Genomic DNA, 14,336 nt, shown 5'->3' with positions numbered 1-14,336 from the left:
ATCGCCTTAATGGACACTGACCACCCTCACGCGCCAATCATCGGCACATCATCGGCCATCGACATCTGCGGAAAAAGGCGGCTCACGCCGGAGGGCTACGCTCAAGCGCAGGTCTCACAGTCAGCTCAAACGCCTCAAAGATAGCGCCTCCACTGTCGGCACCTGTCGACCAGAGATCAAACCGGGCATCGACAGTTTTCGAGAGCATCACGGAGGCTTGCCAGAAGGTCTCCTGATCCTTCGCGTCGATCATTTGCTGATACCAGACCTTTGACCAGGCATTGCGTTCATAGGCCGCCTGGGCAGCCCGATAGGCCTGTCCAATGAAACCTTGGGCATTTACGAAGCGGGCGAGCACCGCAGAGGCGTGATCGCTGCTATCGGAAAAGCCCGACACCATCAGCGCGAGACAACAATCGATCGGTTCTCCTCGATGAAGAAGCTCATCGACAACCGCCTCGACAATCCCCTGACGTGCGGACAATGAAGCGGCCAGAACCTCGAAAGCGATATCGGCGTCATGATGGCGAGAAACCAATCTCTGCCTGCAGATGGTCTCGATCGAAGCGACGTCCGCGTTAGCCCATAGCAAAAGGGTTTCCATGGGAAGCTTGGCCGCCCCCGTGATACGGCGGATTGTCGGCTTGATATCCGCAACCCGCCGCACCAATGCTAAAGCCGTACCGTTGCCCGTCCTGGAAAGCGCAATACCAAGCTGAAATGCGACGTGGTGGAGGTGACGGAGCTGGGCGTCGTTGGCGGAATCAAGCATCGACAGCCATGTCTTCGCAGCATCGGGATCAGCATCCGCCAGTGCCTTGACGCCGTCATAGGTCAGGTCTGTCAGGATCAGCTTCGCATCGGCTGCAGAAAGTTCGCGGGTGAAGCCCTGATAGGCGCGCCCGATGCGCTTCTGCCGGTCGTTGAACTCGGCAGTCGTTTCCCCGAAGCGATCCAGTTGTTCCCGGTGATCCTGCGCCGGCGGATCCTCCAGCGACATCAAAGGAGGCTTGGGATCCCGAAGGTTCGGCGACGTGGTGGTCATACCCGGCAGCTGAGGCGCGTCGCCATACCCGAGCGCCTTCCGGAGAGCTGCTTCGATCCGCGGAATAACAGCCGCTGCCCCACTTGCACCAAGGCCTATCGCAGCAAACCCATAATGATTGAGATGCATGCGATCGAGCGCATCCTCGATAGACAACTCGCCCAGTTTCGCGGCCTCAAGGATCGCCGAGGAGCCGTACCAGGCCTCGAATGTCGCCGTCTCCGATTTCAGCTTCCGTGCATCCCAACCGGTCGCCACCACTGCGGACAAAAGAGACGGATTAGCAGACGCAGCCGCCACGCCAAGCGCCTGGCTGCGCACAATGGCTTTTTCCGACTGGCAGAGGTCGGCAACAATCCTGAGCGCCCGGTCCGACATCGCGGGGCCGGAATATATCAGCGCGGCGAGCACGGCAGCCTGGGCGCTCTCCGAACCGTTCTGAAGCACCTTTTCGAGAACGCTTTCAACCTTTGCTTCTGACGCCGGCAGAAGCTGTTCGATCGTATTGAGGATAAACAAGTCGCCACGAACATCCGCGATGGCGTCCAATTGTTCGTCCGGCGGAAGATGGGGAACTGCGAGCCGAACAGAGTGCTGAGCTGTCAGCCACTCGTCCCTTCCATCGGCGTCATCCTGCTTATGGGATATCGTGCTGGATTGCCCAGCTACGAGGAAGCCTCTGGCCTGCGCCGGTGTCAAAATGGATGAATGCTCCAGAAGGCCAAGAACACCCTGGCGGCGAGGAAATCCGCTTCTGCCAAGAACGTTATCGGCAAGGGCACGATGAGGAGAAACAGCATCAGCCAGATGGAAGCGCGCCACTGCGCAGCGGGCACCGCCGAAGAAGTGGTCGCCTTCCGCCTGGCCCATGTGAGTGAGCAGCTTGGCGGGATCAATGGCGCGATACGCCTGTGCTGTCGCGTCGACATTGTCCGGCTTTGCCGAAACGGGGTCGCATGGATCTGAGGCGCAGTATCTTTCCCGACGGGAAAAACCGGAGAATGACTCTCGATCGCGGACGAGCCACTCAGCCAGAGTTTCGGCTTTCAGGCCGTCATCGCATGCGCCGGTCGCTCTCAACACCTCGACGCGCGCCCACTTGCCGACGTTGGAGCTTTCAGCCTCGGGCAGAGTTTCCAGCTCCGCCAAAAGAGCATCCCTCGTCGCGTTCCAGTCCGTGCGATTGAAACGGATGAGCTGACGGAACATTTTATCAGCGCTGTGTATGGACGGGCCGTAGGCATCAGAGAAGCAATAGCGCATGAAGAATGGCGCGAAACCGGCCAGAGGCTTGCCGGCAAGCATGTAAAATGTTGTCTTCAGAAGCGGATCGAAATCCCAACGATCTGTCTCGGTGAGATTCTTCTCGATGTAATCCCGCTCAGGTTTCGTAAGATGGCCGGTGGATTCTGAAATTTTCTTCAGACGTTTTTCTCGTTCTTCATCCACCTGCTCGACCGGATCCCGCCCCGGTGTTTTGAACATCATCCGCTCGGGAGCGAGCGAATAATAGGACAGCCAGCTCTTTGCGTTGGATGCGATCTCGCTCCAGACAGCCGGCACATCGCTGTGATGCATCAATGCGTAAAGCAGCCATTCGGCGTTGGTGTAATGGATTCTCGAGCAGTGCACATTTTCCATGGCTGCGAGGAACGCCGCCGGCGCTTTTTTGACCAGAAGTGCGAAAGCGTCGACCTCATCGGCCGGGGGATTCTGTAGCGATACCAGGTGCTCCAGCAGCGCGGTCCTCACCTCGGTGTGAATATCGTCCTTCAGACATGCGACCTGGATGGCCGTAAAGACAACTTTGGCGACTTCATCGAGGGCTGCGATGGGTTCGAGAATTGCCGCCAGGATGTCTCGCGGATTGCGCTTGTTTCGATGTTCCTTGGAAAGGGCGTCGACGAGGTAGAGAGCCAGTCCGACGTTAAGACCGTCCGGCTTTATCTCGTATTCCAGGTCGGAGCCGGCGACAGGTTCAAAGAACCGGGTCGTTGCAGCGGCCTGAAGCGCATCGCGGCTTGTCGCGTTGAAAATCAGCAGGTCATCCGGCGACGGGCCGCTGAGGCGACCGATGACGTCACTCGCCAATTGCTTCAGGAGCTCTGCGAATTCAACAGGCTGGAAAGGAAGAGCACCCGTGACGGTCGCCTTCCGCACCTGTTCGAATATCAGACGCCCGACGCTCAGCTGTCCGATACGCTCGACATCCTTGTTCTCCAAAAGATCGATGGCTAAGCCGAGTACGCGCGGATTGCGCAGAGAATTCAGCACCTCGCTTCGTACCTTGCCGGCGTCGATGCCCCGGCTCGTCAGCAGCGATTTCACGTCTGCAATCGTCCAGGGCGCGATTGTGAGGAGCTTTACCGCCGAGACAAGAGACCGTTGAATGGACGCCCAGTGCGCGGACCTTGTCGTCACGACAACACAGCCGCCCATCGAACCAAGTTCCGCAGCCGCGCGATCGATCCATCTCGCCCAGTCGCCGTTTCGAGGCTGATTGAGGCCATCGATCAACAGCGTTATCCGGACATTGCCCGGCGACGGATTGGCACGCCAACCTTTTATTCGTCTACGCCAACGAGCAAGCGCCCTTTCCGAGACGGACCCGCTGGTCTGCCGGATAAGCTTCCGGACCAAAAACGTCTCGAAATCCGAAGTTGCCTCTTCTTCGAGAAGTTCGTCGGCCGTGCAGATTAAAAGCAGGGACCGCGGAGCTGCCTGAAGCCACGCATTTGCGCAAAGCCATGTCTTTCCGACGCCCTCATCCCCGATAACGACGTAGAGTTCGCCAGCCGGTCGTCCGGAGAACGCATTTATCAGCTCGGATTGCTTCGGCCTGTGAATAGCCGTCAGCCCTGCCGGGTCGAGCGGCGCCAGTGGTTGCCCGAATTCAGCACGCGCGAGGACCCGGCTTTTGAACAACCGCTCCAGCCATTCATGGTTCAGAGTGCGAGCGCTCCCGAGGCCCGCCTCTTCCACAGAAAGCGCCGCCCTCAAGGTTGCGATCCGATCGGGCATATCAGCCTGCCCCGAGAAATAGTCGATGGCCGCGTGCGCCGGCGGGACCAGATGCGCATCGGGCGTTCCCTCGAGCATGTCGGTCAGGAAAATTTTGACTTCGTCTGCGGCCGCAACAGTGCCGATGAGGAGCGCGCCAAGATTTGTGTCGGACCAATCGAGCGTGGCGATCCCGATTCCGAAACGAGCGGCGAAAGCACGTGCGTCCGTGACGGTCTGGGCAACGACTTCGCACGTCGCTCCCAAAACCCACAAATCAACCTGGCCTTTATCATCAATAGCGAGGTCGTACAGTTTCGCTGAGATTTCTTTCTTGTCGGGGCTGGTTTCGTAGCGCTTGCCTTCAAAGTAGGTTTCTCCGCCATCAAATGCGGAATCGCCGTCTCGGCCCCGTTGTGTCCCGGAACTGGCAAGCCGAAAGGGCTGCCCGGTCAACCGGCCAAGCACAATCGCAAGCAGCCCCTCGAATCCGTTGGGACCAGAGTGATAAAGTTTTTGAAGGGCAGCCCGGAGGTCGTCCGAGTGCTTTTTGCCCAGCACATTCATAAATTGGAAGATAGACCGATTCGGTTCAGAAAAAACGCACTAGGGCTTTGAAATCGGAAGAAGAAAATACTGGCTAGTGTGCGGAAGAAATCGCCAATCGGGTAGTGCAAACCAACCCCAGCAGTATTATCAAGCTGTTCCACTACGTCGCCGGTCAGTTCTCGCCGATCAGGCCGATACATCGAAGCATAGCTTTCAAGTCCGGTTCAACGGCACTAGCGCGGACAACGCCTTGTAGATCGACCCTGCGCGCCAACTCCGCTCGGCTGGCAGGTTTAGCGTACCCCGCCCATTCCCGCTCGATCGCGCGCTGTGCAGCCTGGTTATCTGGCGGCCGATTGGCGGCACGATTTGGAAAGTGCCGGAGCAAAAGGGCCTCAAAACATGGCTCCTGCCAAACGATCTGTATCCCCTCTTGCCCGGCGAGACGCCGAGCACGTTCCGCGCGGTCACGGTCCATCTCTGCCTGATCAGTGTCCAGAAGAACAAATCGTTCGACCGGCGCAGCCCGTGTCCTTCTGAGATGGGCCAGCTTTCGCACGGCCATTTCAACGCGGCTAAGGGGGTCACCCGCGCCTGGCCCGAGCACTTCGATCATAAGATGGACGGGGAGGTCCGCTTCTCTGACGAGATCCTGGAGAAAGCCGGCATAGCCCTGTTCAGACTCACCCTCGCAGCCGATGAATATGGGTCTCCGTGGCGGAATAAAGGCGCGGCGCGTTCTCATCCGAGTTTCGGAACCCCGCCATACACACCGCTGAGATATTTTCGGTAGTGGTTGTCGTCGCGGCGGACTTTGACATCCATCAGGCTGTAGACGTTGGTACGGCCATCGCGATCTTTCTCGCAAAGGACGATCTCTTCCTTGTTCAGGTCGTCCAGAAGCGACGCCGAATGGCAGGTGAACCAGAGCTGGGCGTCCAACGGGTTCTTGTTGAGGCAATCGTAAAACCAGCGTGTGATCTCGGGCAGGACAAGCGGATGGATCGCGAGATCAAACTCGTCAATCACGCATAGGCCGCCCCGGCGCAGTGTGATCGCCAGCGCCGGAAACATTCTGATGAAGCTGCGCGTCCCGTGGCTCTCGAGAGCCCAGGGCATTTCCAGCTCGAGGCCGGAATGCTTGAACATGGGCTGCGGTCCGTTCGGTGTGGGCTCGAAGCGCATGCCTTCAACGCCGACGTCGATCCTGTTCAGCTCTTTATTCAGCAGTGGGAGCAGATCCGGTGAAGCGCCCAAGAAGTCGATTACGCTTTTGTCCTGAACCAAGTTCGCGTTGCCGACCAGAAAAAATGCCTTTCGGGCCTCTTCGACAAATAGCGATGCCGCCGGGTGCTGGAACAGCGCGAACGAGGAAATTACCGAGACATTTGGCCTGAGCGTGTTGAGCAGGTGGTGAAAACCCGAAAGCGGAAACGTCTTGGAGTCCTTGACCTGCCCGTCTTCCGAGCGCTCGAAAACCCGCTGCCACTTCCCCTGGCCCTTGGGCTTTTGCCGAAGCGCCTCGGTCAGAATTCGTTGCGGCAGGCCATCTACGACTTCAAGCACAAGCTCATACCGATAGACGCCATATTCAACGTCTTCGCCAGCCTCCATCCGCCGGAGCACGTCGTGAGAGAGATTCATTGCGCCGCCAAGTTCAACGGCCATGCGAATGGGACGCGAGCGCGACGCGTCGTCGTTGAACCTCTCGCATGGAAATCCGGGAACCGTTCGCTGCGCGCTGTCGCGGACTAACGTGAACAGGAATTCGAGCGCGCGGAGCACAGTCGTTTTGCCGGACGCATTGGCTCCAAAGAGCGCGACGACCTTTGGCGCACGCAGTTCCGAGCCCGGGAACACCGGTGCAAAGCGGCAGTCCGGATCGGGCACATTGGGCGCGATCGTGAGATCCAGCACTTGGGGGTCCCGGATCGACGAAAAATTCTCGATCTCCAATCGATAAAGCAACTGAGACTCTCCTGCTACTGTCTATAATAGCCATTTCAACGAAATTTTGTCAATCATCTGATTATAGGCTTCAGAATTCGCGCGATTTTGCGCCGTGCCGTCGCCGCTGATGTCAGCGGCCGCGCTCTATCCCGGCTAGCATGCGCCTGCCTCCACCAAATCGGTACAGAGGCGGTATTATGGACAGGCCTACGATAATGACCTGTCTTCCTGTATTGTCAGACTGCGTATTCGTGGCTCGTAATCCACCCAAAGCGGCCGATTTGCTTGCCCGAAACCGGACGCTCCCAGAGTCGGATATGGGCCAGCCTTTCCCCTCCGTGGCGGGGCGGGGGAGGCGGATTCCTGCCTGATGTCCCAGTGAAGCGAAGAGATCCGGAACCCGAAGTCGGGAACCCCCGGGAATGAGCAGGTGAGGCCGTCCCGGGTCCTGGAACCCGAACGGACCATCCCATGAAGACTGTGAATGACGGCGCTGCGGCGGCCGAAGACGACGCGCGCCCGACGGCCGCTGATCTCGCGCGATATGCGCGAGCCTATCGGCTCAGCACCAAGCATAGCCAGATGTTTCCGATGTGGCAGGCGGCGATGGCGCACGCCCTGCTGCTCGATCATGATGGCGACCGCGTGTACGAAGACCATGGCGGCCTCAATGGCCGGCAGATGGCGGAGGGGGCGCGATCGATGGCGCGAACCTTCGCGCTGCTGATCGCCGAGGTTCCTGCGCGCGATGAGCATGAGCTCGCTCATAAGATCGAGATTTATGAGTCGATGAGCTTTTTGCCGGATGAGATGAAGCGTTCGCGCACGGCGTACATGGTGGAGATCGCCATGCATGCTGATGCGAGCGCGCTCGGGATCGAGCTGCGCAAGACGTCTTACGATGCCGGTCCGAGCGGCGTGCAGTAGGGTCGCCGCCATGTCCTCGTTCATTATCTACGATCTCGAGACGACCGGTCTCGATCCGGCCTGGAACGTGCCGTTGCAAGCCGCCCTCATCTACACGGATGAGGAGCTGCGTCCGCTCGGTGAGCTCTCACTGCGCTGCGCCTTGCCGGCCCATGTCGTGCCGAGCCCCGGAGCGCTGCTGACCACTGGGATCCGGCCATCTCAGCTGGACCAGGCACCCATGTCGTGCCTTGACATGCTCGGCCAGATCGCCCGCGCGATCCGAGCGTGGTCGCCCGCCACGATCCTCGGCTATAACACCCTGCACTATGACGAAGAGGTGCTCCGGCACAGCTTCTTCAGCCATCTCCTGCCGCCCTATTCGACCCAGGCGATGGGCCTGAAGCGAGCCGATCTCCTCGTCATGCTGCGGGCGGCGATCATGCTGGAGCCCGACGCGATCGCGATTCCCGTCGGAGAGGATGGCAAGCGCTCGCTCAAGCTCGGCGCGGTCTGCCGGGCCAACGGCATCCCGCTCGCCGAGGACGAGGCGCATGACGCGCTTTTCGATGCGCGCGCGACGCTCGCGCTGTTCCGCCTGCTGAAGGAGCGCGCCCCGGGGACGGTCGCACTCATGCTCGCCAATGCGCACAAGTCCGGGCCGATCCGGCTGCTCTCCAGCGGCGATCTGATCTGTCTCGGTGGGCATTCGGCGCTGGTGCCGGCGGTCGGCATCATGCCCAGCCCCGACAATGCGACCTCGTGGGCCACGGCCGATCTCTCGATCGATCCGGTGAGCTATCTCAATGGGACGGCGGAAGAGGTCGCGAAGCTGCTGACGCGTTCGGGCTCGCGACCTGTGCGGATGGTGAAGACCAATTCGCAACCGATCGTGCTGGCATGGGAGGATGCGCAGCATGCGCTGTCGGCCGATCGGCTCCCGGACGCGGTCTACCACGACCGCGCACGCATGATCCGACAGCACCAGGCCTTCCAGCGCCATCTCACAGCGGCGCTGCAGAACCGCTTCGCTGATCGGCAGCCGTCGATTTATCCCGATGCGACTCTTTACTCGGGCGGATTCCTGACCGATGCGGACGCGCGCATCAGCGCCCGCTGGCATGAGCTACCTTGGGACCAACGCGGTGCGCTCGTGCGCCATTTGGGGGACGTTCGCCTCCAGGCCTTTGCCAACCGGCAGATGTTCCTGCAGGCGCCGGAATGCCTGTCTCAGGAAGCCAGACGCAAGGGCCGCGATTGGCTGCGCGACCGGCTGACGACAGAAGAAGACGTCCCCTGGCTGACTCTGCCGCGGGCACTTGAGGAGGTCGCGGAACTGCGCGCCGCGGTCGATCAGCAGGATGCTGACAGCAACGCTCATCTCGATGCCATCGAGAGCTGGCTGCGCGAGCGAAATGAGCGCCACCAGACGGCGGCGTGATAGGAAAGTGGCCGGCGCCCAAGGCGCCGGCCGTTCGGAAGGAAAGCGGAGAGGCGCTGCCACGAGGCAGTTACCCCCAAAAACTTCTGGACATGACCATGCAGACCAACATTCCGCCCGCCACCTCGCTCGAAGACATCGTGTTCGAGCCCGCAATTCATCCTGTCGTCGATGATCTCGACGGAATCGCGCGCCAGCTTCGTAGCTCCGGCGATCGCGACGCGGCCTACGCGAACGTCGCGATTGAGCGTTTCCTCATCAGCGCCGCCGCCGGCCGCGCCCTCGGATTCGCGCAGGAGACCGAGCGCTTTCTCGCGCTCGCCCAGGCCTCGCCGAAGCCGCAGGTCGTCGAATGCCTCGACATGCTGACCGCGCTGACGGTGCTCAACTCCGCGTCCACCATCGCGGTGGCGATCATGCCGCCGCGAACCGCCGACGATCTCCTAGCACGCGAGTTCGTCGCCGAGAGCGTCGATTCCAAGCTGCACGTGTCCGGCGATGCCGCCATGATCGAGGCCGCCGCGCTCGCTTTCGAGATCGGTCCTCTGCCGATAGCCATTGGCGAGCGCCAGCGCAGGACCTTTGTTCTGGCGAGCGCTGCCCCGCCCGCTGCGGCGATCATGCGAGACGGCGTTCCCGCCATGTTCCGTCTGGAGCAAGGCCCGAGCTTGGTCGATTTCATGCAGAATCTCCCGCAAGTCGCGGAACTCGTCGAGCGCGCTGGCCTCTTGCTCGACGATGCGGAGCGCATCGCTCGCATGATCGCCGTAGGCAATCTTGGCGCAGAGACGCTCAACCGCCTCGAACGCGCGCGGCGCGGGGCCACGCTGTTGGCAACGGCCGATCTCGCGCGCACTTGCCTCTACGCCGACCTCGTCAACGGAGGCGCGTTCCCCAAGGATCGGGCGCTTGCTCTCGCGCCGCGCCTGCCTGAAGCGCGGCTGCGCAGCATCATCGCCTTCGCCGCCCTGACCGGCGGCGTCATCGGCGAGCTCAGCAGCGCGGCCCAAGCGCTTACCACAGCCATCCGGGGCCACTGAACGTCAAGCACGGAACGAGCGAAGACGAAGGGGCGCCTTTGGGCGCCCCTTCGCGATTCCGGGATCCGGGAGGGGATGCAGTCGAGATGGCTGTCACCCACGGAAAACACATCATGTCCAATAAAGATCAGGGCCGGCTTCCGCCACCCGCCACGAACCTCACGCTTCGCGAAGGCGAGCGCTTTCGCGATCCGATCGAGGCGCTGACCTCTGGCATCGGCAACGATCCCGCGCTCGGCGAGCTGATCGCATTCCGGCAGAGCCAGCCCAACTTGAAGGAGGCCGCGCGGATGTCGCGGCAACTCGACCACGAGGCGCATCGAGTTGCCTATGCCGATGCCCGGCATCCGGAAGCGAATACCATCGCAGCCAGCATGGAGCTCGCGGCGCTTCTCTTCGACAGTTTGGTCTGCGCCTGGCCGGCCGACACGCTCGATGAAGTCGATGCCAAGCTTGCTCTCGCTGACGGGCGTGGACCGTTCGGCACGGATCAGGAGGCGGATTATGTCGCGTCGCTCGACTCGAAGACCGCCCGGCGGATCCGGGTGATGCGGGCCGCCTTCCATGTCGGCGAACTGAGCGTCCCGCCGGCACCGCCGGCTCCCGGACCTGACGACCGCAACCTGTCGGCCTGGCCGCGCAGCCGCTACGATCTGCGCGATGCCCTACCGATCCGCGGCGGTCAGCCGATCCTCGAGATCACGCCCGAAGCGTGGATCGCGTTCGCGCGCAGCGGGCCCAGCTTCAGCCACCTGCGCGAGCGCGTCGTCACGATGTTCACGACCGCCGAGCGCCTGTTCGACCTCGCGCGCTCGAACGTCGACGGCGCAAGCCGCGAGCTGCGGATCGGTGGTGAGGGCGCGCAGATCCTCGCCTATCTCAGCGCCTGCCAGGCGATGATCTGGCCGGCGCGGTTCAAGGCCGATCTCGACGAGAAGCGAGCGGTGGCGCGGATCATCAACGACCGCACCTGCCGCCCCGACCCGCTCCACATGCAGGCGATCGTCCGGCATATGGTTGACGAGGCGATCTGGGTTCATCGCCGGCTGGGACTTCATGACCAGGCGCTGTTCACCAGCGACTGGATCGAGATCGTCTGAGCCAATCATCCGGCTGCGACGACAGGAAGGCGGCGCCACCCGGCGCCGCCTTTTTCGTTGGGATTGCGGCAGGCGGAAGACCGAAGCGGTCGACCCCGCGGAAAGCATCGAGCGCCGCGGAGCGCGGATCACGATGATGCACACACCTGAAGACGAGACGCCGGACGATGCAGATAGCGACGACATCGGAGCTGAGATCCTGCTGACACATCTGACGGACCAGCGGCCCAACGGCGGCCCCGGGAACGCGAACGGTCCTGGACTCTCCGGTCCCGAGATCCCGGAGCCGGAGGCCCAGATCGCTCGCGGGCCGGAGACGGACTGGCGGAAGACCACCGCGCTCATCTTCGGTCATGCCGACGTCGGCGAACAATTGCGTCTTCTCGCCATCGAGAATGGCGACACCTCCCATCTTGGCAATGAGGAGGCGTCTCGCTTCAACAAGCTGTGCTGGCTGACCGAGCAGCCGACCCGGAAGCCGCTTCTGTTCGGGGCGCAACGGATGCGCGAGCAACTCGATGAGCTGCGCAGGACGTCTCCGTCCTTCGTCGCTGTCACCGATCTCGTCGACCGAGCTATGGCGCTCTCGCTGCTAGCCGAGGCGCCGGTTGCGATCCCGCCGCTCTTATTGGTCGGGCCCCCCGGCGTCGGAAAGACGTATTACACAAAGGCGCTGGCGGCCATACTGGGCGTGCCGGTGCACGCATGGTCCTGCGCGATGAACTCCGACGCAATGCAGCTGATCACTGGGCACCCGACGAGCTGGCGCGGCGCCAGGATGGGCCTCCTGACCGAAGCGCTCGTTACGTCATCATCAGCGAGCCCGGTCTTCCTCCTCGACGAGGTCGATAAATTTATGACCCATAGGGATGAGCAGCCTTACAACATCCTGCTCAACGTCCTCGAGGGCGAGAACTCCGCGACCCTGCTCGACGAGTATCTACGCGTTCGCTTCGACGTCTCGCATGCGATCTTCATCGCGACGGCGAACGACGTCTCTGTCCTGCCGGACTTCATTCTGGATCGGTTCCTGGTCATCCCGATTGCCACACCGATAGGTGATGCCCTCATCGCAGTGACGCAGCAGATCGCGGCAAAGATTATCACGCCGCTCGGTCTGCCGATGCCGGGCGACGCGGTCCTCGCCGTCCTCGCCAGGCGCAATCCGCGTCGGATCGGCCGCGTGCTGCGCCTCGCGCTCGGGTTTGCTGCCGCTCAGGGACGAAAAGTCCTCGAGTCGGCCGACATCAGAGCCGCGGATACCCTTGCGTCCCGCGAGGCGAGCCCCGCGCAGATCGGGTTCATGAGGCCCAAGACGGAAGGCGAGGCAGATCGAGAGTGAGGCAAGGTCGGGAAGGCCTCCTGGAGAGAAGGGACCGGCGTTGCCTTCGTCGCCTGCGAGGTGGACTTCAGCGGAAGTCAGTTCGCAAAAGGATGGGCCGCTTCGCCGTTACGACGCGTCCTCCGATCTGGTCGACTGCCTGTCGCAACCAGACCGGTCAGAACGGTAGAATATCGTCAATCCGCGGTTAGGTCTTGTCCGTGTTCATCACACCATCCAGTTCATAGCGGGGATACGCATCGATCCTCATCTTGAGCGCTTTGGGGCGCGCTGAGAAATACCCGTCCGACACATCCTTTCCGTGATTGTGACCGCAGATCTTGTTCACGTAGCGCTTCTTGATGCCGGCCTCTTCGGCGCGCGTGATGAAGGTGTGACGCCAGCCATGGTTCGGGCTGATGTCGTCGTCGAGCTTGACCTGTTCCCGGGTCCACTCGGCCAACTCGCTCGCGCGCTGCTCCTGCTGGGTGCGCGTCGAGCCCGGCTTCTGGGGGGTGTCGCCGACGAAGAGATAGCCGTCCGGCGCCTTCTCACAAAACGCCAGCAGGCCTTCTTCGACGAGAGCATCGTGGATCGGGATCGTCCGCTCGACGTCTGTCTTCGTCTTCTGGAAGTGGATCACCCAGATGCCGTCCTTGATCCTGATGTCCTCGCGCTTCAGCCAGCACACCTCCTGAATGCGGGCGCCGGTATAGGCGCAGATCCATGAGGTCCAACGCCGCGACGCCGCGGCGCGGGGGTAGCGCGGATTGGGACGGGCAGCGCGAGCAGCTTTCAGGATCGCCGCGACTTCGTCGTCGCCAAAGCCCTTGTCATCTTTCTGTGTCTTCTTGTCGGGCTCAACGCTCACCCCCTTTGCCGGATTGACACTGAGAAGCCGTCCCGACGGGTATTGCGTTGCCCATCCTAAGATCGAAGAGATGGCGACGAGGTCGTTCTTGTTGACGGTGTCAGCGCGGACCCCTGGCTTCTTTTCTCGCTGCAAGGCCCACTGCCAGATGTCCTCCTGCGTCAGGAGCCGGACATCCCGATCACCCCAGAATTCGCGGAACGCCGCGATCGAGTGGCCGTAGCGCCTGTATGTAGCTGGCGCTCGTTTCGTTCCCTTGGCCTCCTTCCAGCGCTCGAACAGGGCGTCGATCGTCAGGACGTTCTCGCGGCGAGCCGATTGCAGCGGCTGTGCCTGAGGATGGCGCGGGGGAGGGGTGAATGAAGGCAGGTTCTCGCCGACCGGGTCTCGATAATCGTACTTCGTCAGGCGCCGTTCGGCGGCCTCGACAAAGTCCTGGCCGAGCTGCTCGGCGGCGTTGAGGAGTTTGGCTCGCGTGCCTGCGTCGACCCGCATCTGATACTTCGCGACGAGGTCATCGACCATCGTGCCGAAATAGCGCTCGAGCAGTTCTTCGCGCGAGATCATCGGGTCGCCGTATTTGAGGCCCCAGGCAATGAGCGCGCGCTCGCCCGGCATTTCGATGGCCGCCTCGAGCTCGGCCATCTTCTCGCTCTCGCCCGCCTCGAGATGCTGCGCGGTTACGCTGGCGAGTTCGTCGCGATAGGCTTGGAACTCCTCCGCGATCGCGCCGTCGTGGTCGACCTCGTGGACGGCTTGCTTGTAGATCTCGCCGGCCAGCGCACGCACCTGAACAGGGCCGAGAGTCTGTGGCGGTTGCCCGAGCGATTCATAGAAGGCTTTGAGGGCGTTGAGCGCGAGGGGAAAGCGTTCCTTGGCGACCTTCGCTTCCTTGGTCCGAAGCGAGAGGAAGACCTTGTCGCTGATCACGACGCTGCACTGCTCGCCGGCGACAGGCAGGCTGACGCGCTGCCCCCGGGCCAGCGCGCGAAGGGCCAGCGGCACCTTCACGTTGAGATAGTAGGATCCCGACTTGGTAGCGAAGGGACGAGGCATCTGAAGGGCCATGGTGTGAAACCGCAGTGTGAAAGCGGATACCACCTAACCCGTTAT

9 protein-coding genes are annotated in these 14,336 nt (G+C 61.8%); 5 read left to right on the top strand and 4 right to left on the bottom strand.

Annotated elements, in window-relative coordinates; all coding sequences use genetic code 11:
• Window positions 1-82: 82 nt before the first annotated feature.
• The 3 genes from ACFPOB_RS15780 to ACFPOB_RS15770 all read right to left on the bottom strand — a co-directional run bounded on the left by ACFPOB_RS15780 (window position 83) and on the right by ACFPOB_RS15770 (window position 6,562).
• Complete coding sequence (locus ACFPOB_RS15780; RefSeq protein WP_377799363.1) at window positions 83-4,606, bottom strand: hypothetical protein; 4,524 nt, start codon at window positions 4,604-4,606, stop codon at window positions 83-85.
• Between the two features lie 160 nt (window positions 4,607-4,766).
• Window positions 4,767-5,339, bottom strand: coding sequence for an RloB domain-containing protein (locus ACFPOB_RS15775; RefSeq protein ID WP_377799362.1), 573 nt, complete (start codon window positions 5,337-5,339; stop codon window positions 4,767-4,769).
• A complete protein-coding gene (locus ACFPOB_RS15770; protein WP_377799361.1) occupies window positions 5,336-6,562 on the bottom strand; it encodes an AAA family ATPase in 1,227 nt (408 codons plus the stop codon). The genes ACFPOB_RS15775 and ACFPOB_RS15770 overlap by 4 nt, the downstream gene beginning before the upstream one ends.
• Window positions 6,563-7,024: 462 nt before the next feature.
• Here ACFPOB_RS15770 and ACFPOB_RS15765 point away from each other — a divergent pair, with 462 nt between their 5' ends.
• The 5 genes from ACFPOB_RS15765 (at window position 7,025) to ACFPOB_RS15745 (ending at window position 12,373) form a co-directional block, all read left to right on the top strand.
• On the top strand, window positions 7,025-7,471 hold the full coding sequence (locus ACFPOB_RS15765; RefSeq protein WP_377799360.1) for a hypothetical protein: 447 nt from the start codon (window positions 7,025-7,027) through the stop codon (window positions 7,469-7,471).
• Window positions 7,472-7,481: 10 nt separating this feature from the next.
• On the top strand, window positions 7,482-8,891 hold the full coding sequence (locus tag ACFPOB_RS15760) for an exonuclease domain-containing protein (protein WP_377799359.1): 1,410 nt from the start codon (window positions 7,482-7,484) through the stop codon (window positions 8,889-8,891).
• A 92-nt stretch (window positions 8,892-8,983) separates the two neighbouring features.
• Window positions 8,984-9,931: a hypothetical protein gene (locus ACFPOB_RS15755; protein WP_377799358.1), complete on the top strand. Its 948-nt coding sequence runs from the start codon at window positions 8,984-8,986 to the stop codon at window positions 9,929-9,931.
• Window positions 9,932-10,044: 113 nt separating this feature from the next.
• Window positions 10,045-11,031: a hypothetical protein gene (locus ACFPOB_RS15750; RefSeq protein ID WP_377799357.1), complete on the top strand. Its 987-nt coding sequence runs from the start codon at window positions 10,045-10,047 to the stop codon at window positions 11,029-11,031.
• Window positions 10,988-12,373, top strand: a complete 1,386-nt coding sequence (locus ACFPOB_RS15745; protein ID WP_377799356.1) for an AAA family ATPase — start codon at window positions 10,988-10,990, stop codon at window positions 12,371-12,373. The genes ACFPOB_RS15750 and ACFPOB_RS15745 overlap by 44 nt, the downstream gene beginning before the upstream one ends.
• Window positions 12,374-12,560: 187 nt before the next feature.
• On the opposite strand, the gene ACFPOB_RS15740 is transcribed toward ACFPOB_RS15745, so the two are convergent.
• Entirely contained in the window at window positions 12,561-14,291 is a 1,731-nt protein-coding gene (locus tag ACFPOB_RS15740; RefSeq protein ID WP_377799355.1) for a tyrosine-type recombinase/integrase, read from the bottom strand.
• Between the last annotated feature and the right edge of the window lie 45 nt (window positions 14,292-14,336).

It is taken from the genome of Allobosea eneae (assembly GCF_042657265.1).
GTDB classification, from domain to species: Bacteria; Pseudomonadota; Alphaproteobacteria; order Rhizobiales; family Beijerinckiaceae; genus Allobosea; species Allobosea eneae.
This window is presented reverse-complemented; position numbering and strand designations above follow the sequence as displayed.

Excerpts from the sequence above, each read along its gene's own strand:
- ACFPOB_RS15745 (WP_377799356.1), top strand. The coding sequence starts at position 10,988 with ATGACCAGGCGCTGTTCACCAGCGACTGGATCGAGATCGTCTGAGCCA.
- ACFPOB_RS15760 (WP_377799359.1), top strand. The coding sequence starts at position 7,482 with ATGTCCTCGTTCATTATCTACGATCTCGAGACGACCGGTCTCGATCCG.
- ACFPOB_RS15750 (WP_377799357.1), top strand. The coding sequence starts at position 10,045 with ATGTCCAATAAAGATCAGGGCCGGCTTCCGCCACCCGCCACGAACCTC.
- ACFPOB_RS15755 (WP_377799358.1), top strand. The coding sequence starts at position 8,984 with ATGACCATGCAGACCAACATTCCGCCCGCCACCTCGCTCGAAGACATC.
- ACFPOB_RS15775 (WP_377799362.1), bottom strand. The coding sequence starts at position 5,339 with ATGAGAACGCGCCGCGCCTTTATTCCGCCACGGAGACCCATATTCATC.
- ACFPOB_RS15740 (WP_377799355.1), bottom strand. The coding sequence starts at position 14,291 with ATGGCCCTTCAGATGCCTCGTCCCTTCGCTACCAAGTCGGGATCCTAC.